The organism is Singulisphaera chitinilytica, assembly GCF_049331405.1.
Taxonomy (GTDB): domain Bacteria; phylum Planctomycetota; class Planctomycetia; order Isosphaerales; family Isosphaeraceae; genus PoT.
This window is the reverse complement of the sequence record NZ_CP186274.1, coordinates 9,526,278-9,547,388: the sequence shown is the minus strand read 5'-3', so window position 1 is coordinate 9,547,388 and position 21,111 is coordinate 9,526,278. Positions and strand designations below refer to the sequence as shown.

At 63.6% G+C, this 21,111-nt stretch carries 28 protein-coding genes; 2 read left to right on the top strand and 26 right to left on the bottom strand.

Annotated elements, in window-relative coordinates:
- Positions 1 to 81: 81 nt before the first annotated feature.
- The 24 genes from secY to rpsL form a co-directional block, all read right to left on the bottom strand.
- Entirely contained in the window at positions 82 to 1,470 is a 1,389-nt protein-coding gene (secY, locus tag ACOYYX_RS37190; protein ID WP_422927696.1) for a preprotein translocase subunit SecY, read from the bottom strand.
- Positions 1,471 to 1,584: 114 nt separating this feature from the next.
- Positions 1,585 to 2,037 carry a 50S ribosomal protein L15 gene (rplO, locus tag ACOYYX_RS37185; RefSeq protein WP_422927695.1) on the bottom strand — a complete coding sequence of 151 codons (453 nt, stop codon included), beginning with the start codon at positions 2,035 to 2,037 and terminating at the stop codon, positions 1,585 to 1,587.
- Complete coding sequence (gene rpsE, locus ACOYYX_RS37180) at positions 2,037 to 2,522, bottom strand: 30S ribosomal protein S5 (RefSeq protein ID WP_422927694.1); 486 nt, start codon at positions 2,520 to 2,522, stop codon at positions 2,037 to 2,039. The genes rplO and rpsE overlap by 1 nt, the downstream gene beginning before the upstream one ends.
- Before the next feature lie 12 nt (positions 2,523 to 2,534).
- Entirely contained in the window at positions 2,535 to 2,903 is a 369-nt protein-coding gene (gene rplR / locus ACOYYX_RS37175; RefSeq protein ID WP_422927693.1) for a 50S ribosomal protein L18, read from the bottom strand.
- 135 nt (positions 2,904 to 3,038) lie between these two features.
- Complete coding sequence (gene rplF / locus ACOYYX_RS37170; protein WP_422927692.1) at positions 3,039 to 3,590, bottom strand: 50S ribosomal protein L6; 552 nt, start codon at positions 3,588 to 3,590, stop codon at positions 3,039 to 3,041.
- A gap of 197 nt (positions 3,591 to 3,787) precedes the next feature.
- Positions 3,788 to 4,183 (bottom strand): 30S ribosomal protein S8, encoded by a 396-nt coding sequence (gene rpsH / locus ACOYYX_RS37165; RefSeq protein ID WP_422927691.1) that lies wholly within the window; start codon positions 4,181 to 4,183, stop codon positions 3,788 to 3,790.
- Between the two features lie 163 nt (positions 4,184 to 4,346).
- The gene (locus ACOYYX_RS37160) at positions 4,347 to 4,532 is read right to left on the bottom strand and encodes a type Z 30S ribosomal protein S14 (RefSeq protein ID WP_422927690.1); all 186 of its coding nucleotides are present in this window, start codon (positions 4,530 to 4,532) and stop codon (positions 4,347 to 4,349) included.
- Between the two features lie 109 nt (positions 4,533 to 4,641).
- Positions 4,642 to 5,193 (bottom strand): 50S ribosomal protein L5, encoded by a 552-nt coding sequence (gene rplE / locus ACOYYX_RS37155; RefSeq protein WP_422927689.1) that lies wholly within the window; start codon positions 5,191 to 5,193, stop codon positions 4,642 to 4,644.
- Between the two features lie 147 nt (positions 5,194 to 5,340).
- A complete protein-coding gene (gene rplX, locus ACOYYX_RS37150; protein WP_422927688.1) occupies positions 5,341 to 5,706 on the bottom strand; it encodes a 50S ribosomal protein L24 in 366 nt (121 codons plus the stop codon).
- A 52-nt stretch (positions 5,707 to 5,758) separates the two neighbouring features.
- The gene (gene rplN, locus ACOYYX_RS37145) at positions 5,759 to 6,139 is read right to left on the bottom strand and encodes a 50S ribosomal protein L14 (protein WP_422927687.1); all 381 of its coding nucleotides are present in this window, start codon (positions 6,137 to 6,139) and stop codon (positions 5,759 to 5,761) included.
- 130 nt (positions 6,140 to 6,269) lie between these two features.
- Positions 6,270 to 6,518, bottom strand: coding sequence for a 30S ribosomal protein S17 (rpsQ, locus tag ACOYYX_RS37140; protein ID WP_422931716.1), 249 nt, complete (start codon positions 6,516 to 6,518; stop codon positions 6,270 to 6,272).
- Between the two features lie 126 nt (positions 6,519 to 6,644).
- The gene (rpmC, locus tag ACOYYX_RS37135) at positions 6,645 to 6,872 is read right to left on the bottom strand and encodes a 50S ribosomal protein L29 (protein WP_422927686.1); all 228 of its coding nucleotides are present in this window, start codon (positions 6,870 to 6,872) and stop codon (positions 6,645 to 6,647) included.
- Between the two features lie 93 nt (positions 6,873 to 6,965).
- Positions 6,966 to 7,385, bottom strand: a complete 420-nt coding sequence (rplP, locus tag ACOYYX_RS37130; RefSeq protein ID WP_422927685.1) for a 50S ribosomal protein L16 — start codon at positions 7,383 to 7,385, stop codon at positions 6,966 to 6,968.
- The gene (gene rpsC, locus ACOYYX_RS37125) at positions 7,324 to 8,028 is read right to left on the bottom strand and encodes a 30S ribosomal protein S3 (RefSeq protein WP_422927684.1); all 705 of its coding nucleotides are present in this window, start codon (positions 8,026 to 8,028) and stop codon (positions 7,324 to 7,326) included. The genes rplP and rpsC overlap by 62 nt, the downstream gene beginning before the upstream one ends.
- An 18-nt stretch (positions 8,029 to 8,046) precedes the next feature.
- Entirely contained in the window at positions 8,047 to 8,430 is a 384-nt protein-coding gene (gene rplV, locus ACOYYX_RS37120) for a 50S ribosomal protein L22 (protein ID WP_422927683.1), read from the bottom strand.
- 71 nt (positions 8,431 to 8,501) lie between these two features.
- Positions 8,502 to 8,780, bottom strand: coding sequence for a 30S ribosomal protein S19 (gene rpsS / locus ACOYYX_RS37115; protein ID WP_422927682.1), 279 nt, complete (start codon positions 8,778 to 8,780; stop codon positions 8,502 to 8,504).
- Between the two features lie 209 nt (positions 8,781 to 8,989).
- A complete protein-coding gene (rplB, locus tag ACOYYX_RS37110) occupies positions 8,990 to 9,850 on the bottom strand; it encodes a 50S ribosomal protein L2 (RefSeq protein ID WP_422927681.1) in 861 nt (286 codons plus the stop codon).
- A 59-nt stretch (positions 9,851 to 9,909) separates the two neighbouring features.
- A complete protein-coding gene (gene rplW, locus ACOYYX_RS37105; protein WP_422927680.1) occupies positions 9,910 to 10,236 on the bottom strand; it encodes a 50S ribosomal protein L23 in 327 nt (108 codons plus the stop codon).
- A gap of 4 nt (positions 10,237 to 10,240) precedes the next feature.
- Complete coding sequence (gene rplD, locus ACOYYX_RS37100) at positions 10,241 to 10,999, bottom strand: 50S ribosomal protein L4 (protein WP_422927679.1); 759 nt, start codon at positions 10,997 to 10,999, stop codon at positions 10,241 to 10,243.
- A 136-nt stretch (positions 11,000 to 11,135) separates the two neighbouring features.
- Positions 11,136 to 11,768, bottom strand: a complete 633-nt coding sequence (rplC, locus tag ACOYYX_RS37095; protein WP_422927678.1) for a 50S ribosomal protein L3 — start codon at positions 11,766 to 11,768, stop codon at positions 11,136 to 11,138.
- Positions 11,769 to 12,033: 265 nt separating this feature from the next.
- Positions 12,034 to 12,330, bottom strand: a complete 297-nt coding sequence (rpsJ, locus tag ACOYYX_RS37090) for a 30S ribosomal protein S10 (RefSeq protein ID WP_422931715.1) — start codon at positions 12,328 to 12,330, stop codon at positions 12,034 to 12,036.
- A 595-nt stretch (positions 12,331 to 12,925) separates the two neighbouring features.
- Positions 12,926 to 15,034, bottom strand: a complete 2,109-nt coding sequence (gene fusA, locus ACOYYX_RS37085) for an elongation factor G (protein ID WP_422927677.1) — start codon at positions 15,032 to 15,034, stop codon at positions 12,926 to 12,928.
- A 298-nt stretch (positions 15,035 to 15,332) separates the two neighbouring features.
- Positions 15,333 to 15,806, bottom strand: coding sequence for a 30S ribosomal protein S7 (gene rpsG, locus ACOYYX_RS37080; protein ID WP_422927676.1), 474 nt, complete (start codon positions 15,804 to 15,806; stop codon positions 15,333 to 15,335).
- A gap of 184 nt (positions 15,807 to 15,990) precedes the next feature.
- On the bottom strand, positions 15,991 to 16,389 hold the full coding sequence (rpsL, locus tag ACOYYX_RS37075; protein WP_422927675.1) for a 30S ribosomal protein S12: 399 nt from the start codon (positions 16,387 to 16,389) through the stop codon (positions 15,991 to 15,993).
- 264 nt (positions 16,390 to 16,653) lie between these two features.
- Between rpsL and ACOYYX_RS37070 the strand changes: the two genes are divergently transcribed.
- Together ACOYYX_RS37070 and ACOYYX_RS37065 are read left to right on the top strand one after the other, a co-directional pair.
- Positions 16,654 to 16,917: a zinc ribbon domain-containing protein gene (locus ACOYYX_RS37070; RefSeq protein ID WP_422927674.1), complete on the top strand. Its 264-nt coding sequence runs from the start codon at positions 16,654 to 16,656 to the stop codon at positions 16,915 to 16,917.
- A 73-nt stretch (positions 16,918 to 16,990) separates the two neighbouring features.
- On the top strand, positions 16,991 to 18,109 hold the full coding sequence (locus tag ACOYYX_RS37065) for a glycosyltransferase family 4 protein (protein WP_422927673.1): 1,119 nt from the start codon (positions 16,991 to 16,993) through the stop codon (positions 18,107 to 18,109).
- A gap of 24 nt (positions 18,110 to 18,133) precedes the next feature.
- Here ACOYYX_RS37065 and ACOYYX_RS37060 read toward each other — a convergent pair whose 3' ends face one another.
- Together ACOYYX_RS37060 and ACOYYX_RS37055 are read right to left on the bottom strand one after the other, a co-directional pair.
- Positions 18,134 to 18,496, bottom strand: coding sequence for an STAS domain-containing protein (locus ACOYYX_RS37060; RefSeq protein WP_422927672.1), 363 nt, complete (start codon positions 18,494 to 18,496; stop codon positions 18,134 to 18,136).
- A 519-nt stretch (positions 18,497 to 19,015) separates the two neighbouring features.
- Positions 19,016 to 20,764 (bottom strand): hypothetical protein, encoded by a 1,749-nt coding sequence (locus ACOYYX_RS37055; protein WP_422927671.1) that lies wholly within the window; start codon positions 20,762 to 20,764, stop codon positions 19,016 to 19,018.
- Between the last annotated feature and the right edge of the window lie 347 nt (positions 20,765 to 21,111).

The window sequence follows — 21,111 nt, the reverse complement described above, 5'->3', positions numbered from 1 at the left end:
GACGTCTCGTTTCTTACCGGCGGAAAGGTCCCAAGGCTGAGGGACCATGCTCCGAGCCCTGGGACCACTTCTTCCTGTGACTTATCGCTTGCTCACGAGGCCACCGTAGTTCCTCATGATCAGGTGGCTGTCGATCTTCTGGACGAGGTCGAGGCAGACACTGATCACGATCAGGAGGCCCGTACCGCCCATGAACGAGGCGATCGTGTAGTCTGCGGACGAGCCGCTGAGCAAGGCGTTCTGCACGATCGACGGGATGACGGCCACGAGGCTCAAGAAGGCGGCACCAACGTACGTGATCCGCAGCATGACCTTCTCAAGGTAGTCGGCCGTCCGACGTCCAGGGCGATAACCCGGGATGAAGCTGCCGTAGTCCTTGAGGTTCTCGGACATGTCCTTCGGATTGAAGGTGATCGCCGTCCAGAAGTAGCAGAAGAAGTAAATCAGGATGATGTAGAACAGCGTGTAGACATAGCTCTGCTTCTGGAAGGCGTCGGCCGACTCCTGGATGAAGTTGCCAACCGCCGACCAGACCGTCCACGCGTCCGTCCGCCAACTCGCGGTGGCTCGCGCCAGGCCGTTGAGGATGAACGAGGGGAAGATGAGCAGGCTGGACGCGAAGATGATCGGCATCACGCCGGCCTGGTTGACCTTAAGCGGCAGATATTGACGCGTACCGCCGAAGACCCGACGGCCGCGAACGTGCTTGGCCGACTGGGTCGGGATCCGCCGTTGGCTTTCCGTGATCGCGATGACGCCGACCACGACTGCCACGAACAGGCCCGCCAGAATCACCAGCGTCGTGATCGGATACTTTCCACCCTCCGCCGTCAAACGAGGCGTGGCGTTGAGCCAGAGCTCCCGCAAGGCGAGGGGCACGCGGGCCAGGATGCCCGCCATGATCAGGAGGCTGATACCGTTGCCGATGCCATACTCGTCAATCTGCTCACCGATCCACATCAGGAAGATGGTGCCGGCTGTCATAATACTCACGCAGACGAGGCCGTCCCAGAAGTTCTGATGCTCCGGTAAGACGACGCCCATCTGTGGACTCATCATATATTGGACCCAAAATGCGCTTTGTATCGCGCATAATATGACGGTCGCATATCTGGTGTATTCGTTGATCTTCTTGCGGCCGCTCTCCCCCTCCTTCATCATCGCCTCGAGCGACGGGATGACGCTCCCGAGGAGCTGGAAGATGATGGAGGCCGAGATGTAGGGCATAATGCCCAGGCCGAAGATCGTGCTCATGCCGATCGACGTGCCGCCGAACATGGCGACGGTCCCGAAGACCTTGCCCGTGGCGCTCGTGCTCAACTGCTCCTGCCAATTCTTGAGCTGCTCTTGATTGACGATCGGCAGGGGGACGTAGAAGCCGATCCGATAGATGGCCAGGAACATGGCCGTCATCAGGATCTTGCGTTGGAGCTCGGGCACCTTGAACAGGATCGTGAAAAGCTTGTTCACGTCGGGTCGCCTCCTTGGCGGCACGGGGCAAGAAGCTTCGAGGCAGCAGGCAGGCTGAGCGTTTCAGTACGTAGGATGAAGAGGCCGTTCACCCGCCTGCTGCGGATTCTCCCTTTATTGGACAACGACGACCCGCCCGCCCGCCCCGGTGATCTTGGCGGCGGCCGATTCGCTGAACTTCGCGGCGTGGACGGTGAAAGCCTTGGTCAGCTCACCGTCGCCCAGGATCTTGATGCCGTCGTCGTGCCGCCCCTTGACCAGGCCGCGAGCACGGAGCGCCGTCTCGTCGATCACGGCACCCGCTTCGTAGCAGGCGTCGAGCGACGAGATATTGACGATCGCGAAATCCTTCTTGAAGGCCCCATTGAAGAAGCCCCTCTTCGGGACGCGTCGCGCCAAGGGCATCTGTCCACCTTCGAAGAGGGCGGACTGTTTGAACCCCTGGCGAGACGAGTGGCCTTTGTGGCCCTTGCTCGAGGTCTTGCCGTGACCGGAGCCGATACCCCGGCCGACCCGCTTGCGCTTCTTGCGCTTGTGGATCCCTTGGTGGACGTCATGAAGTTGCATTAGAGGGTCACTCCCCGGAGACGAGCAACCTCGTCCTTGGTCCGAAGTTGGGTCAGGGCGTTGATGGCCGCCTTGACCAGATTCAGCTTGTTGGTCGAGCCGTAGCTCTTGGTCAGGATATCGGTCACACCGGCGGCCTGAACGACCGAGCGGACGGCACCACCGGCGATGACGCCGGTACCGGGGGCGGCCGGGAGCATGACGACGCGGGCGGCGCCGAAGCGGCCGATGACACGGTGCGGGATGGTACCTCCCTTGAGGTTCACCCGATTCATCTGCTTGTGGGCGTCCTTGACGCCCTTCTCGACGGCGGGGGGCACTTCGTTGGCCTTGCCATAGCCCCAGGCCACCTGACCGCGTCCGTTACCGACGACGACCAGGGCGTTGAAGCTGAACCGACGGCCACCCTTGACGACGGCGGCGCAACGACGGATGGCCACGACGCTTTCCGACCACTCCCCACGGTCTCGACTGTCGCTCGACATGGCGGGCTCCTTTTAGAATTGCAGACCCGCCTCGCGGGCAGCGTCGGCCAGGGCCTGAACCCGGCCATGATACTTGTAGCTTCGACGGTCGAAACAAATCTTGTCAATACCGGCCTGCTTGGCCCGCTCGGCCACCTTGCGGCCCACGATCGTGGCTGCCGCCTTGTTCCCGCCGTAGGCCTGCTCGCCCTTGATCTCCGCCTCGAGTGTGCTGGCAGAGACGAGGGTCGTGCCGTTGGAGTCGTTGATCACCTGGGCGTAAATATGCTTCGAACTGCGGAAGATCGCCAAACGGGGGCGTTCCGCGGTGCCGAAGAGCTTATTGCGGACGTGACGTTGCCGTCGGAGCCGCCTGACTTGAACAAGTTTGCGCTGGTTCACCGATGGATCCTTTGTCTGGGGTTCCGGGGCGACCGATGCCGACCGGGCGCCCAGCCCTCTCGTGTGCCTTGCCGTTTCCGTGGAGTCAGTCTCGCCTCAGAGCGCTCGCGGCCCGATCGGCGAAACATGCCGAGTTTACTTCGAGCCGAAGGCCTTACCGGCCTTGCGACGGACGACCTCGCCCTCATAGCGGATACCCTTGCCCTTGTAGGGTTCCGGGGGGCGGACCTTGCGGACGACGGCGGCGAACTGCCCGACGGCCTGCTTGTCGGCACCAGTGATGGTGATGTGAGTCGGGTCCGGAACCACGACCGTCACACCGACCGGAGCCTCGAGGACGATCTGGTTCGCGAAGCCGACCTGAAGGGCCACGGTGTTGGCCTTCTTCAACTGGGCCTGGTAACCGACGCCGACGATCTCCAGCTTCTTGGTGTAGCCATTGGCCACGCCTTCCACCATGTTGGCGATGAGGCTGCGAGTCAGGCCGTGCAGGGCTCGGCTCTGGCGCTCATCGTCGGCCCGGGTCACGAGGACCTGCTTGCCGGCCGAGTCGAACTCGACGCCGATCTCCGAGCGATAGGTGAACGACAGCTTGCCTTTGGGGCCGTCGACTTTGATTGTCGAGTCGGCGACCGACACATTCACGTTGGCCGGCACGGGCACCGGCTTGCGTCCGATACGGGACATGGAACCATTATCCTCTCGCTTGGGGTATCCACGGGCCCTGATGGCCGTCACCGCGTCGGATGGCCATGGCCGAGGTTATCGGCCAGGCTTTGCTCGAGGAGCATCGTCGACACGGGAGACCGCCGCGGTCTAATCGACACGGCATGAATCTCAGGACCCGCCTTATGACAGAAGGGCGGACGTTGCACCTTCTCGTCTTAGTGGATCAAGGCGAGGACTTCCCCGCCGACCTTCTCGGATCGCGCTCGGCGGTCGCTGATGACGCCCTTGGGGGTGCTGAGGATCTGAATCCCCATGCCACCCAGGATCGGCTTGAGATCCTTGTAACCGCGATAGACCCGGCATCCGGGCTTGCTAACGCGATCAATACGCGTGATGAGCCGCTCGCCATTGGGGCCGTATTTCATGTGAAGGCGAAGCGTCTTGGCCGGGACGGTCTCGAGTTCCTCGAAGTCCCAGATGTAACCTTCGTCCTTCAGGACCTGGGCGACGCCTCGACGGATGTTCGAGGTCGGCAAATCCACCAGCGGGCGCTCGATCCGGACGGCATTGCGAATCCGGGTGAGCATGTCAGCGATCGGGTCGGTCATCATGGCAGGGCAGGTTCCCGTCAACCGTCGCGGGTAACGCACCTGGGGCCGGCGAAAGAAGCGGCCAGGACAGGCAACATCGGCGCAACGGGGATTCCAAGCATTCTGACGTAACGCGAACCGAATGGAGCTGGAAGACTCGATTCAGCCCACGAGGCATTTCAACTTACCAAGAGGCTTTCTTGACACCCGGAATCAGGCCTCGGCTGGCGAGATTCCGGAAGCAGATTCGGCAGATGCCGAACTTGCGATAGACGGCACGAGGCCGGCCGCAGAGCTTGCAGCGGTTGCGGTGCTGGACCGCAAACTTGCGAGAGGTCTGCGACTTGATCATCTGGGCTTTGGTCGACATCGCTAGTACACCGTGACCTAGACCGAAAAATGGGAAGTCGTCGCACTCATTGCTCGTGATTCAGACATCACGCTCGAACAAACCAGTTTATCGAGACGGGAGGCTCGACTCAACGCTGCTGCGGCTTGCGGTAAGGCATTCCGAAGGCGCGGAGCAACTCGCGGGCCTGATCGTCGTTGGCATTCTTCGTGACGATCGTGATGTCCATGCCCTGCGTGTGCTGCAACCGGTCGGCGTCGATCTCGGGGAAGACGACCTGCTCGGCGAGGCCGAGGGTGTAGTTGCCGTGCCCGTCGAAGCTGTTCGGGTTGACGCCGCGGAAGTCGCGGATACGAGGAAGGGCGATCGCGATCAATCGGTCGAGGAACTCATACATCCGGTGGCCGCGGAGGGTGACCTTGCACCCGATCTCGTTGCCTTCGCGGAGGCGGAATCCGGCGACCGACGTCTTGGCCTTGGTGATCTGCGGCTTCTGCCCGCTGATCTTGCTGAGGCTGTCGACGGCCACTTCCATGAGCGCCTTGTCCTGGGTGGCGCGGCCGACGCCCATGTTGATGACGATCTTATCCAGCTTGGGGATCGCCATCTTATTCTTGAGGTTGTACTTCTCGGCCATCGCGGAGGCGATGGTGGTGTTGTACTGTTCGTGCAGACGAGCCATTCCAGTCGTCCTTCAATCGATCACTAAGGCACTCGAGAATCCAAGAGACTCCCAGACTCGCCGTGCCGGCCTCGTTTAGGGAAAGAAAGGCCGGGAGCCGGCCTTGGTGTAACGGTCTGGGAGACGGGATATCTTCACGTCCCGAACTTACTTCTTCGTCGCGTAGGCCGTCTTGGCCGGGCCGACGTTGCCGAGGCTCGTGGAGCACTTCTTGCAGTAACGCTGCTTCTGGCCGTTCTCGGCGAAGCGGCTGCCGATGCGGACGCCCCGCTTGCAGTTCGGGCAGAAGAGGAGGACGTTGGAGGCGTCGATCGGCATCTCCTTGGAGAGCCGGCCGCCCTGCTGGTTCTTGGCGCTGGGCTTCAGGTGCTTGAAGACCCGGTTGATCCCTTCGACGACGATCTTGTTCTTCTCGGGCAGGACGCGGAGCACCTTGGCGATCCGACGGTTGTCGGGAGTCCCTTTGTCATCGCCGGTGATCACTTCGACCTGGTCGTCTTTACGAATTTGCATGGTCGACTCGTTAAGTAGTGGCGCGCTCTCGCATCGGATCCGGCCGACTGGCTCAGACCACCTCGGAGGCCAGGCTGATGATCTTCATGAACTGACGGTCGCGGAGCTCTCGGGCGATGGCGCCGAAGATGCGGGTGCCGCGGGGGTTCTTCTCGTTGTCGATGAGGACGACGGCGTTGCGGTCGAACTTGACGTACGAGCCGTCGGGGCGACGCGTCGAGTTGCGGACGCGGACGACCACGCAACGGACCACGTCGCCGGCCTTGACGTCTCCCCCGGGGGAGGCCTTCTTCACGCTCGCGATGATGACATCGCCGAGGCCGGCCGTGCGGCGCTTGTAATGCGAGGCGCTGCCGCCCAGGACCTTGAAGCACATGACTTCCTTGGCCCCGGTGTTGTCGGCCACGTCGAGCCGAGTCTGCATCTGGATCATGGGACACACTACCTGGCGGATGCCCGCGATAACGCAAGAAAGGGTGGGCACCGCCCACCGTTGTTGTATGAAGACCGCGAGGCGGGACGAACCCACCTCGCGAAGTCTGACCACGATGATCGAGAGAGGCTCAGACGGAAGCCTTAGCGGCTTCACCCTCGCCGGCGAGAGCCTGCTGAGCACCCAGCCGCACGATCCGAACGACTCGCCAACGCTTCGTCTTCGAGAGCGGGCGGGTCTCCATGATCTCGACCTGGTCCCCCAGGTGCGACTGGTTGGTCTCGTCGTGCGCGTGGCAGACGGTCCGTCGCTTCAGGAGCTTGCCATACTTGGGGTGCGGGACGAGAGTCTCGATCTCGACCCGGCGGGTCTTGTTCATCTTGTCGGACGTGACGACCCCGATTTCCGTCTTGCGCCGGCTGCGGGCCGGGGCATCGGAAGCGGGGCTGGGTGTCGTTGGGCTCATCGCGGGTTACCGGTTCCGGTCTGGGTTTGAGTCGAAAGATTAAGTGGTGGAGGCCGCCGCGGCGGATCGTTCGTGCTCGATTTCGCGAAGCCGGAGGATGGTCTTGATCCGGGCGATCTCGCGCTTGGCCTTGATGATCTCGCTCGGCGCCTCGAGCCGCTCAGTCTCGCTCTGGAGCCGGAGCCGGAACAGGTTCTGCTGAGTCTCCTTGAGGAGCAGATCCAACTGCTCGTCGGTCTGTTCTCGGAGTTCGGCGGGCTTGCTCATGGAATCGAACCTCTGTGTCCGGGCGGCATCGGCACGGCCGGGCAATCGGAGACGGAGACTTACAGTTACGATCGATGGACTCGATCGGTTCGCTTACAGCGTGGGCCGCCGCATGACGAAGCGGCAGGCGACCGGCAACTTGTGGGCGACGCGGGCGAAGCAGGCGCGGGCCACTTCTTCGCTGACACCGCCGACTTCGTAAAGGACGGTGCCCGGCTTGACGACGGCCGCCCAGTATTCGACTTCACCCTTGCCTTTACCCATCCGGGTTTCGGCCGGGATCGAGGTCACGCTCTTGTGGGGGAAGATCCGGATGTAGAGCTTCCCGCCGCCCTTCACCGCCTGGCTGGCGACGACGCGGCCCGCCTCGATCGTGGCCGCGCTGATCTTGCCGGACTCAAGGGCCTGAATGCCAAACTCGCCGAACGCGACGTAATTGCCGCGGGTGGCATTACCTTTTACGCGGCCTTTTTGGCTTTTTCGGTACTTGACCCGCTTGGGCATCATGGGCATCGGTGCCGCCCTCCGTCTTCAGGTAATCGCCTTGGTTGACCCACACTTTGATTCCGATGTGGCCTTGCGCCGTCTTTGCTTCGGCGAAGCCATAGTCGATCTTCGCTCGGAGCGTGCTCAGCGGGATCGAGCCGAGGTTCGCGCCCTCGGTCCTCGACATTTCCGAGCCGCCGAGGCGACCGGAGAGCTGAATCTTGACGCCCTTCGCGCCACCGTCCATGGTCTGCTCGAGAGCACGCTTGATGGTACGGCGGAAGCTCGAACGCTTCTGGAGCTGCTCGGCGATGTCCTCGCTGATGAGCTGAGCGTCGATCTCGGGGCGGTTGACCTCGACGATCTTGACTTCGATCCGGCGCCCGGTCAACTCCTGGAGCTCGTCCTTGAGGCGATCGACCTCGGCACCTTTGCGGCCGATGATGATGCCGGGGCGGGCGGTCGACAGGAAGACGGTCACCGCATCTCGGGTCCGCTCGATCTCGATCTTGGGGATGCCAGCGTAGCTGTACTTACCCTTGATGAACTTGCGGATCTTGAAGTCTTCGACCAGGAGGTCGCTGAATTCGTGCTTGGAGGCGTACCAGCGGCTCCGCCAGTCCTCCATGATCCCGACGCGGAACCCCGTCGGTCGAACCTTTTGGCCCATGGGTCTGCGTCCTTTGGGTTAATCTTGATCCTGGTCAGATGAGTCGGTCGGAACGGCGGTCAGGTCGGTCAAGCCGATCTGGATGTGGGCGCTGCGCCTCCGGATCATGTAGGCCATACCCCGCGCCCGGGGCATCAGCCGCTTGAACATCGGGCCGCCGTCGCCTCGGGCATCGACCACGACCAGGTCACCGACGTTGCGGATCCCACGGTCTTCGGCGTTGGCCATGGCGCTCTTGAGCACCTGTTCGATCATCCGCGCGCCCCGGTGGGGCATGTACTTCAGGATGTCCATGGCATCGTCGGCGTACTTGCCACGGACCAGGTCGAGGATCGGGCGGAGCTTGCGCACCGAGATCTTGGCGAAGCGATGCTTGGCGATGTATTCTACCGAGGCACTCATAACCGGTTTCCCACGCGGTCTGCCGTCAAGTTGGAACGACCCTTCCCGACGGTCCGTCTCTCAGGATCGATTTACTTGCGGCCCTTGGTGGCCTTGCCGCCGTGGCCCCGGAACGTCCGGGTAGGGGCGAATTCGCCGAGCTTGTGCCCGACCATGTCTTCCGTCACGTACAGCTTGACGAAGTTCCGCCCGTTGTGGATGGCGAAGTTCTTGCCGATGAACTCGGGCACGATCGTGCAAGCACGTGCCCAGGTCTTGATCGGTTCGCGATTCCCGGTCGCGTCGGCCTTGTACACCTTCTCGAGCAGCCGCTCGACGACGTAAGGGCCCTTCTTGAGCGATCGTCCCATATGAATTCAGGTCCCAGACCCATCGGGGTCGTAAGCTTGAGATACGGGTCGAACTTCGTTCGTGGCCCGTCGGCTTAGCTGGCTTGATCGAGTCGGAATCGGTCGACTCCGTTCTCAACTCCCTATCAGACGGCGAGGCCGGTCGTCGTATGTCGGTACGACGACCGGCCCGGTTGGGGCAAGGCTCGACACAAATGTGTCGAAAGGAATCAGAGCTTGAGCTGGCCGTAACGCACGCTGCGGCGTCGGCGGATGATCGCCGAGTTCGACGGCTTGCGACGACGACGGGTCTTGCCGCCCTTGGCCAGCTTGCCGGTCGGCGAGCACGGGTGACGGCCGCCCGAGGTGCGTCCTTCACCACCACCCATCGGGTGGTCGACGGGATTCATCGCGACGCCTCGGACGTGCGGACGACGTCCCAGCCATCGCTTGCGGCCCGCCTTGCCAAGTCGGATGTTCATGTGATCGGCGTTGCCGACCATGCCGATCGTGGCCCGGCAGGCGGCCGGGATACGGCGGACTTCGCCGGACGGCAGCGTGATCTGGGCCCAGGTCCCTTCTCGGGCGGTGAGGGTCGCCCCCACGCCGGCCGAGCGGCAGAGCTTGGCACCGCCGCCGGGCTGCATCTCGAGGTTGTGGATCGAGAGGCCGGTCGGGATCTTGGAGAGCGGCAGGCAGTTGCCGACCTTGGGCTCGGCGTTGGGGCCGCTATTCACGGTCATCCCTGCCTTGAGCCCTTCGGGGGCGATGATGTAGCGCTTGACGCCGTCGGGGTACTTGATCAGCGCGATCCGAGCCGAGCGGTTCGGGTCGTACTCGATGTGGGTGACCTCGGCGGGGATCCCGTCGTGATCGTTGCGGCGGAAGTCGATGATCCGGTACATCCGCTTGTGGCCGCCGCCGCGGTGCCGGGATGTGATGAAGCCTTGATTGTTCCGGCCCCCGGTCTTCTTGAGGGGCTCGGTCAGGCTCTTCTCGGGCTTCTTATTCTTGTCGGTCAGCTCGGAGAAGTCACTGACCGATGCGTTTCGACGCCCGGGGCTGGTCGGTTTGTAGTAGCGGATACCCATCGAGGTCGCGTCCTTCGCAGGGCCAGGCCGGCCCGATCTCGACTGTGATCAAGGTTTAATCAATAAAAATCAATTCGATAGTCTTCATGCAGCGCGACGATCGCCTTCTTCCAGTTCCGCATCCGGCCCAGCTTGAGCCGGTGGCGGCGGACCTTGCCGCGGCGATTCTGCGTCCGCACGTCGGCGACCTTGACGTCGAAGAGGACCTCGACGGCCTTCTTGATCTCGGTCTTGGTGGCGAGGGGGCTGACCTCGAACGTGTAGGCGTTGTGCCGTTCCGAGAGGTGGGTGGCCTTCTCGGTGATCAGGGGGCGCAGGACCACCTGATACGGCTCCAGGACCGGCCCGCTGCGCTGATATTGAGGAGGACGACGGAGCGTGACCATTGTCTCAGTTCTCCGAGGCGGCCGACGAAGTTGCGGCGGATGGAGCCGGGCGGCGATCCAGCTTCACCTTGACGCGTTCCTTGAGCGTGGCCAACGCCTCGCGAGTCAGGATCAGGTAACGCTGCTTGAGGATGTCGTAGGTGTTGAAGTCGGCCACGGGGGCGATTTCGACGCCTTCGATGTTGCGGGCACTGCGGTAGAAGATCGGGTCGTGATCCGGCAGGCCGAAGAGGATGGTCCGATGGTCGAGCGTGCGATCCAGGGCCTTGCCCTTGGTCTCGCCGACGGTCTCGGTCGCTTCAGCCTCGGTGAGGTCCGGCCGACGGATGGCCTTGAGGGCCTGGACGACCGTCTTGGTCTTGGGGGTCGTCAGGTTCAGGCCGTCGATCACCAGGGCCTGGCCGTCCTGGAACTTGGAGAGGAGCGCCATGCGGATGGCGGCCCGGACGGCCTTCTTCGGCAGGGCGTAGCTGTAGTCGCGGTTGCGGCGGGCGAAGGCGACGCCGCCGCCCTTCCGCTTGTTGGTCCGCTTGGCACCGGCGCGGGCATTGCCGGTCCCCTTCTGGCGGAAGAGCTTCTTCCCGGAGCCGGCGACGTCGGCGCGGCCGCGGGTGTTCACCGTGCCGACCCGGCGGTTGGCCAGGTGCATCAGCACGACTTCATGCAGGAGCTGCTTGTTGACCTCGCCGCCGAAATCGGCCGGGTCGATCGACTCCTCCCCAACCTTCTCGCCAGCCGAGTTGAAAACGGGTACGGTCAGCATTTTATCGAATCCAGATTAACCACAAAGGCAACGGAGGGGACAAATGAGCGGCTTCGGATCGATCTTCGGCCCGGGCTTCATCCCTTTCGGAATCCTTTGTGTCCTTCATGCCTTTGTGGTGAATATGTTCCGTGAATCAAACTTTGTTCGTCTGTCGAACGGTGAGGAAGCCGCCGTTCGGGCCCGGCACCGCGCCCTTGACCAGGATCAAGTTGTTGGTCGCGTCGATGCGGACGATCTTCAGGTTGCGGACGGTGATCCGGGCGTTGCCGTACTGGCCCGGCTTGCGGATACCCTTGCGGGTGTGGGCCGGGTCGGCGCTCGGGCCGGACGAACCGGGGTGACGGTGCATACGCTTGACGCCGTGCGTCGCCCGGAGGCCCTTGAAGCCGTGCCGCTTCATGACGCCCGAGAACCCACGGCCCTTGCTGACGCCGATGACGTCGACCGTCTTGATCTCGTTGAAGACCTCGACCGTCAGCGTCGCCCCTTCGGCGACCTCGGTCGGCCCTTCCTGGCGGATCTCGCGGATGTATCGCTTCGGTTCGGCATCGACCTTCTTGGCGTGGCCGCGAGCCGCTTGCGTGGCACTCTTGCGCTTCTTGTCGGCGTAGCCGAGTTGCAGCGCGTGGTAGCCGTCACGTTCTTCCGTCCGGACCTGGAGCACGGTGCACGGGCCACATTCCAGGACCGTGATCGGGACGGCAGTCCCGTCGGCTTCAAAGATCTGGGTCATGCCGACTTTGCGGCCGAGCAGTCCCACGCGCATCTCAAAAACTCCGTCGTCAATCCAGCCCGCCCGGGTCGGTCATCGCCGCCCGGGGCGTTGGTTGCTTCTATAGTGTGGTCGCGACCCGCTACGAAACGGTGAGGAGCCATCCCCATCATCCCGTCGCCGACAGCCTCGTCTCATCTTGGAAATGAGACTTCGCTATCAACGAATCGGGCCGACGCGAGGAAAAGGGTTTTCCCTCGTGTTGGCCCGGGCCGCCCCAGACGTGCGCCACATACGCGGCTGCCGTCGAGGACGATGATCAGCCCCCGGAGGGACCGGCCTTGATCTTGATGTCCACGCCCGCAGGCAGGCTGAGCTTGTTCAAGGCGTCGATTGTCTTGTTCGTCGGCTGCACGATGTCGATCAGCCGCTTGTGCGTCCGGATCTCGAACTGCTCCCGCGACTTCTTGTCGATGTGCGGGCTTCGGAGCACGGTGTAGCGCTCAATGCGGGTAGGCAAGGGGATCGGTCCGTGGACGATCGCCTCAGTCCGCTTGGCGGTGTCGACAATATCCTTGGCCGACTGGTCAAGGATGGTGTGGTCGTACGCTTCCATGCGGATGCGAATCCGCTCGTTGCTGATGCCCGCCACGCGTTCTTCCCTTCCAAACGACCGCCGACCCGTAGGCCTTCCTTACTCTTTCTAACCCGCATTTCCGCGGGAAAGTAAGAATGTAACGAGTGACTTTCAAGAAGTCAACTCGACTCAATCGAGTTTTCCCCGGTTTTTTCGCGGGTTCTCGAGGGTTTCAGCTCAGATGAGACCCTCGGAGGAGGCCCGGTTGCACCCGCGAGAGATGACGGGTCTTCGAGCCTGGAGAGTCAACCCTACTGATCCACTCAATGTATCCCGCGCATCGCCCTCGAATCAAGGCGTTGGTGGTCGAGAAATGCGGAACTTTTTGAATTTGCCGATTGTCGCGAGCGTTGGCGGGTGTCCTTGCCTCTCCGCCTCCTCGAACGCACTCAAATCTGTCCCAGTCTCTCACATGCCGATAACTGTTCGCGTGGGCCGGGCTCGGCTGGCTTTCGGGCGGCATTGTTGAAGATGCGATAGCCCCGACTCCGGTTCGCTCGAATCCGGGATCGGGGCTCTTTTGGGTCCGAAGGGGCGGGGACGGGTGCCCTGCCCCGGCTGGCCCTGAAGGGGCTCAGCCTCCGGCCAGGCTCTCGAGCATGCTGTCGGGGGCGGCGGCGTACTCGAGGGGTTCCATGGAATAGCTGGCACGGCCCTGGGAGAGGCTGCGGACGGCCGTTGAGTAGCCGAACATCTTCTCCAGCGGGGCCCGCGACTCGATGACCATGAGCTTGCCGCGCGTGTACGTCTTGTCGATGAGCGTGCGGCGGCTGGAGAGGTCGCCGGTGATGTTGCCGAGGTATTCCTCGGGGGTGACGACCTCGAGCTTCATGATCGGCTCCAGGAGCACCGCACCGGCCTCCTGAACCGCCTTGCGCAGGGCTTCGGAGGCGGCGAAGCGGAAGGCGAGCTCGTTGCTGTCGACGTCGTGGTAGTCGCCGTCGGTGAGCGTGATCTTGAGGTCGACGAGGGGGAACCCGGTGCGTCCGCCCGACTTGGCTTCCTCGCGGAGGCCGGCCTCGATCGCGGGGATGTACTCGGAGGGGATGACGCCCCCCTTGAGCTTGTTCACGATCGAGAGGACCGGCCCTCCCTTGGGCTGGACCTCGGGCTCGAGGTCGATGGTGACCTTGGCGTAGAGGCCGGTTCCGCCCGTTTGCCGGATGCAGGTCCCTTCGACGCGCTTGACGGCCTTCTTGATCGTCTCGCGGTAGCTGACGCGAGGGCGGCCGACGTGGACCTTGAGCTTGAAGTCCCGGATCATCCGGTTCTTGAGGATCTCGAGGTGCAGCTCGCCCATGCCCGAGATCAGGGTCTGGCCGGTTTCCTCGTTCACCTTGTAGAAGAAGGTGGGGTCTTCGCGGGCGAGCGAGGCGAGGGTGTCGGCGAGCTTGCCCTTGTCGGCCGAGCTGACCGGCTCGATGGACATGCTGATGACGGTCTCGGGGAACTCGATCTTCTCGAGCAGGATCGCGTGGGAGGCGTCGCAGAGCGTGTCGCCGGTGACGGAGTCCTTGAGCCCGACGACGCCGACGATGTCGCCCGCGCGGACTTCCTCGATCTTCTCGCGTTCGTCGGCCCTGATGTGATAGAGCCTCGAGCAGATCTCTTTCTTGTCGCGTCCCGGGTTGTAGACGCGGCTGCCGGCCTTGAGCTCGCCCGAGTAGACGCGGACGAATGAGAGGTCGCCGTGCTGGTCGTTGGTGATCTTGAAGACGAGGCCGCAGAAGGGCTCGTCGGGGCTCGGCTTCCGGGTGATCTCGGTCCCCTTCTTGGGGTGGTGTCCGACCACCGGGGGCTTGTCCAGCGGGCTGGGCAGGTAGGCGGCGACCGCGTCGAGGAGGCGCTGGACGCCGACGTACTTGAAGCTCGAGCCGCAGAGGACCGGCTGCGCACGCCCGGTCAGGGTCGCCCGGCGCAGGGCGGCGACGATGTCGGACTCGGCCAGCTCCCCGCCTTCGAGGTGGGCCATGTACACGTCGGTGAATGTTTCGTCGAACTCGGACAGCGCGTTGAGCATACGCTCACGCCAGAGTTCGGCGTCGGGGAGCAGGTCGTCGGGGATCTCGTCGATGGTGAAGGTCGAGCCCAGGTCCTCGGTCTTGAAGAAGAGGGCCTTCATGGCGATGAGGTCGATCAGCCCCTTGAACTCCCCCATCGTCCCTTCGGGGCCGGCGCCGATGGGGATCTGGACGGGGATCGGGTGGCTCTCGAGCCGTTCCTGGATCTCGGCGAAGACGCGTTCGTACTCGGCGCCGATGCGGTCCATCTTGTTGATGAAGCAGAGCCGAGGGACGTGATACTTGGTCGCCTGGCGCCAGACGGTCTCGCTCTGGGCCTCGACCCCTTCGACGGCCGAGAAGATGACGACCGCTCCGTCGAGCACGCGGAGGGAGCGCTCGACCTCGGCGGTGAAGTCGACGTGCCCCGGCGTGTCGATGATGTTGATCGTCACGTCCTTCCACTGGCAGGTGATCGCCGCCGCGACGATCGTGATCCCTCGCTCGCGCTCTTCTTCGAGGTAGTCGGTGGTCGTCGACCCCTTATCCACGTCCCCCATCCGGTGGATTTCGCCGGTGTAGTAGAGGATTCGCTCCGTCGTCGTCGTCTTGCCGGCGTCGATGTGGGCGATGATCCCGATGTTGCGGATCGACTGCAAATAGGCTGGGTCGCTGCTGTCCATGGATGGCCATCCGTGAGGTCACGGGGTGGAATTCGGGGGCAGGATGAATTCGATCGCTCTAGCTTAGCGTGGGCCGATGCGAGATCCCAGCGCGAGTTCGGGCGAGGCCGGCGAATGCCCGACCCCCCCGAAACTCGCGACGCCTCGGACCGGACCACCCCTTGGAATGTGGATGCCCTCGCCGCGAGGGAAGTTCGCAAGGGCCCTCGAGGCGGAGTCGACTCTGCGCGAGGCGCGCGAAAAAGCCCGTTGGTTCTCTCTCGAGAACACGGGCCTTTCGCGAAGCATCGGCTTGTTCTTACCAGGCGAAGTGGGCGAACGCCTTGTTGGCGTCGGCCATGCGGTGGACGTTCTCGCGGCGGGTGATGGCCGCGCCGTCACGGTTGTAGGCGGCGATCAACTCGTCGGAGAGCTTGATGGCCATCGGGCGGCCCTTCTTCTCGCGGGCGGCCATGAGGAGCCAGCGAATCGACAGGGTCTGCTGACGGACCTTGTTGACCTGCATCGGCACCTGATAAGTGGCACCGCCGACGCGCTTGGAGCGGACTTCGATGACCGGCTTCACGTTCTCGACGGCGCGTGTGAAGACGTCGATCGGGTTGTCGTTCGGCAAGCGACGCTCGATGATCTCCATGGCGTCGTAGAAGACCTTCTGGGCGACGCTCTTCTTGCCGTCATACATGAGGCAATTGATGAACTTGCTGGCGAGCTTCGAGCCGAATCGAGGGTCGGGGCGAAGCTGGGACTTGCTGGCCGTGAACTTGCGGGACATTTCGCGTTCGTCCTGGAAATTGAGCGTGATTCGATTGGCGACCTGGATCGATAATCGGCCCCCGCCTCGAGGCGAAGTCGGAAGACCGCTGGCCGACGCGACGGCCGGCTCAGGGGCCGGCGTCGGCGGGCGTCATTAGCAGACCTTGACGGACGATGACGATAAATCGTTCGTTCGTATCGGTTTACTTCTTCTTCTTGGCCGGGGCAGCGGCGGCCTTGGCCGAGGCACCGTACTTCGAGCGGGCCTGCTTACGATCGGCCACTCCGAGGCTGTCGAGCACGCCGCGGACGATGTGGTAGCGGACGCCCGGCAAGTCGCGGACGCGGCCACCACGGATCAGGACGATCGAGTGTTCCTGAAGGTTGTGCCCTTCACCCGGGATGTAGGCCGTGATTTCCTTGCCGTTCGAGAGCCGGACCCTCGCCACCTTACGAAGCGCCGAGTTCGGCTTCTTCGGCGTCATCGTCTTGACCTGGAGGCAAACCCCGCGCTTGAACGCGCAACCCTCGAGCACCGGCGATTTGGTCTTGTAAGTCACCGGGCGGCGCGGTTTACGGACGAGCTGATTGATCGTGGGCATGAGTCAATAGTTCCAATTCCCCCGGCCGTTCCCTCGGGGCCGAGGTCGATCCTTATCATCGCGGGATGGCGTGCGAGTCTTCGCAAAACGGTCCGGAACGCCGCGCAAACGCGGACCGCTGTCCGGACATCGCCGAAGCACGTATTGTAAGTAATCGTTTCAAGCTGTCAAGTCGAACCCGGGATTCGTTGCGCCGGCCCCGAATTGACAGGGGAAGTCTCGCTGCCCTACCATCTCCCGGCTGGACTATAAAGGAGGCGGAACGTGCGTCGCTATACCGACCTGGAACCCGACGACGAAGACGAGGACGACTTCGACGATCCGTGGGATGAAGAAGACGAAGACGACGACACGATCCCCTGCCCTTATTGCCGCGAACAGATCTACGAAGAGGCCGAGGTCTGCCCCAGTTGCGGCAGCTACATCTCGGAGGAGGACGCCCCGAGGCGGTTCCCCTGGTGGTTCGCGGTCGGATTCCTGCTCAGCATGCTGGTGGCGCTCTACTGGGCCTTCCCGATGTGGTTCTGACGAGCCCGGCTCTCGAGACGATACGACTTAAGGACGTTGAGGCGGATTGGTCATGGGGGATGAAACGGCAAGGATGCGCGTGGCTCTCGTTTACGACATCGACGCCTGCCGGGGCCCGACCGGCGTAACCCGGCATGCCCTGGCGCAGCTCGAGAAGTTGAGGCAACGCCCCGACGTCGACGTCCAGCTGATCTCGGGCCGCCTCCACGATCCCGACGGCCTCGCCTACTGGGAGGGGCTCGATGATCTGCGCCGTCGCGAGTTGCCGATCCGAACGAGGGACGCCCTGCGCTGGTGGCGTATCAAGCCCTGGCCGCCGATCGACTGGTGGACCGGCAAGGTCGACTGGGTCTACTGCCCATCCGAATACGAGATCCCGACCCGAACCGCCCGACGTGCGGTGACCAGCCACGACGTGCTCCAGAACCTGCAGAGCCACCCCAAGTTCCGCGAACGCCTCGCGAAGACCTTCGGCAACGCCAACCTGATCCTCTCCGTGTCGAACTTCAACACGGAGCGGCTCCTCGAGGCCTTCCCCGACTGCAAGGATCGGGTCGCCTACGTCCCCAACGCGGCCGACGACCTCTTCTACGAGCCGGCAACCCAGCGCGAGCGAGAGGGGGTCAGGAACGACCTGGGGCTCCCGCCCGGCATTCCCTATCTGCTCTCCGTCGCCAATTTCCAGCCGAGGAAGAACCTCGTCCGCTTCATCCGCGCGGCGTCAAGGCTCCCCGAGGTCGCCAACGGGGAGTTGGCGATCGTGCTGCTGGGCGAAGGGGGCGAGGCCGAGTCGCAGGCGATCCGCGAGGCGGTGACCGCCACCGGCCGACGCGCCGTCTTCGCGACCCCCGGCTACAGGCAGGGGCGAGCCCTCCGCGCCGCCTATGCCGAGGCTACCGCCCTGGTCTTCCCCTCCCTCTGCGAGAGCTTCGGCATTCCCGCCATCGAAGCCATGGCGCAGGGAATTCCAGTCGCCCTGGCCGACTCGACGGCCTTGCCCGAGGTCGGCGGCGAGGCGGGCTGGTACTTCCCCCCCGAGGACGAAGACGCGATCTCGTCGACCCTCTGGAACATCCTCGACAAGCACGAAGAGCGTGCCCGAAAGGTCGCCCTGGGCCGAGAGATCGCGGGGCGTTTCCGCTGGCAGGCCTCGAACGACCTGCTCGTGGCGGCGCTGGCGAAACACCGTTGATCCGGGGCCGGCCAACGTCCGCGATCAGAGGCCGGCGATGGCCTCGTTCTCGCTCCCGTAGACGTCCAGTATCTTGTCGAGCTGGCTCGCCTTGACGATGTCCCGGAGCGCGGGGGTCAAGGAACAGACCCGGAACTTGCCCTTCGCCTTGGCGATGGTCCTGTGCAGCTTCACCAGGTGGCCGAGCATCGAGCTGGAGACGAATCGGACGCCATCAAAGGTGAGCACGAGCTTGGGATACTGCTTCCCTTCGATGAGTGACTGCAACTCGGCGGCGACCCTGACGACCTCATCCTCCGACTGCAGGTAGGGGTTGGTGATCCCCGCGATCATGGTGAAACCCGAGCGGCGGACTCGCAGCAGTTGCTCAGTGGTGCTTGAAGACATGGGGTCGACTCCTTTGCCTGTGGGGGGCGTGAGGCTCAGGACGGTCCGTGTCCATCCTGAGTTCGCGTAGGGCAGACGTTGCCCAGCAAGAAGAGACGTGTGCAGCCGTTCGGCGGGGATCGCCGCCCTGGCGAGTCCCGATCCGGCCGCTCATTCCCGACGTAATTCACCCTCGGCATCAAGGGCTATCGGGGGGGAGAGCCCCGTCACCGTCACATCGCTCTAACCAAGCGTACGTCGCGATCGGCACATTTTGTGTCGGTGGGGCGTAAAAAAGTGCTCTATGAATTGAATCGGTGACGTTGCGTTGATATCAGGAAACAATGTCGGTCCGAATCTCAACGCTGGGAGTCCTGGTTTCCCCTCCGTGGCCTCGCGGTTCTCGCACGTCGCATGATTTCTCGGAGGCCATTCGCGATTCATCGCTATTTCTTGAATCCAAAAACGGGAACCGCCCGGCCAAAGTCTGGTCGGGCGGTTCGTTTCAGGATATCGGAGTCGTGGCCGAGGGCGAGGCGCTCAGGGGGCGGCGGGGGCCTGGAGGCTCTGGAAGAGGGGCACGAAGCCCTTCTCGATCACCGCGCCAACGTCGCTCGGCAGGATGAAGTGGAACTCATAGGCGTTCGGGGCCTTCGGGGCGAGGGAGAGCCCGAAGAGGGCCGGCTCCTTGGGCATGTCGGTCGGGAGCTTCAGGTCGGGCTTGTTGGCCGCCGCGGCGAGCTGCGTGGCGAACAGCTTGGCCAGGCCCTGGGCGCTGATGATCGCCAGGAGGCTGTTCTTCTCGGGGAGCTGCGAGCGGATCTCCTTGTAGTCGGCCGTCGCGCCGATCTTGCCCTTGGTGTCGAGATAGGAGTCGAGCTCCTTCTTGGCGGACTCCCAGCTCGGGGCGACGATCTGGAGGATCTGCTCGCCGTCGGTGCCGTACCAGTTGTGGACGGTGTCGCCGCCGTACATCGACTTCATGCCGGCGACGCCCTGGGCGCCACCCGCCTGGGCGGCCAGCTTGTCGAAGTCCATCGTCGTGCCGATGTGGGTGAAGCTGTAGCCCTTGTACTTCTGGGCATCGGGCTCGACCTTCACGTCGGTGACGAAGCTCTTCGCGTCCTTGTTGTTCTTCATGGCCTGGGCGATGGCCTGGGTCGCCTCGAGGTACTTCTTGGGATCCTTGACGCGGGAGACGGTGACGGCCGTCATCCCCTTGTCGAAGCCGACGCTGCCGAGGGCCTCGATCCGGCCCTGCTCGCGGAGGAGGGCGCGGGCCTTCTCCATCTCGGGCGAGGGCTTGCCGGTCGGGCTCATCATTCGGAGAGACATGCTCATGAGGCTGTCGATCGTGTCGGCGCTCATGTTCATGTACATGTAGTAGGCGCTGTCGTCGGCGAACTGGGCGAGCTCGCCCCCGTCGCCGGCCTGGCCCTTGGCGACGGCCTTGGCGGCGTCGCTATCGGCCTTCGCGGTCAGGGCCCCGACGATGTGCAGCCCCTTGGCGGCGGCGTCGAGGTCGAGGGTCAGGATGTCGGCGTACTTGATCGAGTCGAAGAGCTTTCCGTAGATATCCTTGACCGACTCCATGGAGGTCGCGTTGCCCGACTGCTCGGCCGCCTGGTCGAGGGCGGTGATCATGCCCTTGCGGGCGCCATCGATCTGGTCCTGGTAGCGGCTCGCCAGGGCGGCGACGTTGACGAAGAGGCCGAGGTCGCCGTCGAGGAAGGGCTTCGCCGTGGCCTCGTTGAGGACCTTGTCCAGCGTCTTGCCCGTAGGTTTGGCGATCGCCGTGATCAAAGGCTGGTCGGGCCCGATCGCGGTGAAGCCGGCCCCCTTGGTGGCGAACCAGGTGCCGTTCCCCTGCGGGGCATCGAACGAGTCGACGCCGTCGGCCAGGTGCTTCAGCTTGAGCTCCTTGCCGCCGGAGAGTCCCTTGAGGATCCCCTCATGGTCGTCCTTGAGGATCAGGAGGGCGAACGGCGGCGGGCCACCGGGGGCACCCGGGGCGATCTTCACGACGCCCACCCAGGGGGACTTGGCCACGATGGCGCCGAACTGATTCTCGAGCGTCGCCAGTTGGTTGGTCAGCACCGGCTCGGCCGTGTCGGCGAGCGTCGGGCTCATGGCCTTGAGCATGGCGACGACGTCCTTCTGCGTCGCCTCCATGCCGCGGCTGTGGATCGCCACGTCGACATTGTCCGGGATCGCTTTCAACCAGGCCGAGTCGGCCGGGATCTGGCCTAGGATCGCGGCCAGCATGCAAGCGGAGAACGACGTCAGCATCTTACAAAACTCCTCAGTGCGTTCGGGACGACCGTCATGTACGATTCCCGCCCGATCATCGGGCGGGTGGACGGCGGCCTGCTCGTTTCGGCACGCATCTACATAAGATCCGAAATGCCGGGGCAGGCTACGTCTGCCGACTCGTTATCAAGGTTTCTCACGCGAGCGGACGCGGGTTTCAAATTCTTCGGACACGGCCGTTCCGTTCGACCGGATCCCGCCCGTCGTCGCATCGCGACGGCGACGGGATCCCCCCGCCCACCTCGAAGGTTGGCGAGGTCCCCTCGTCGAAAATCCCGCACGCCCGTCCGCCCGATCGCCGAAGGTCGGGCATGCCTCTTTCCTAA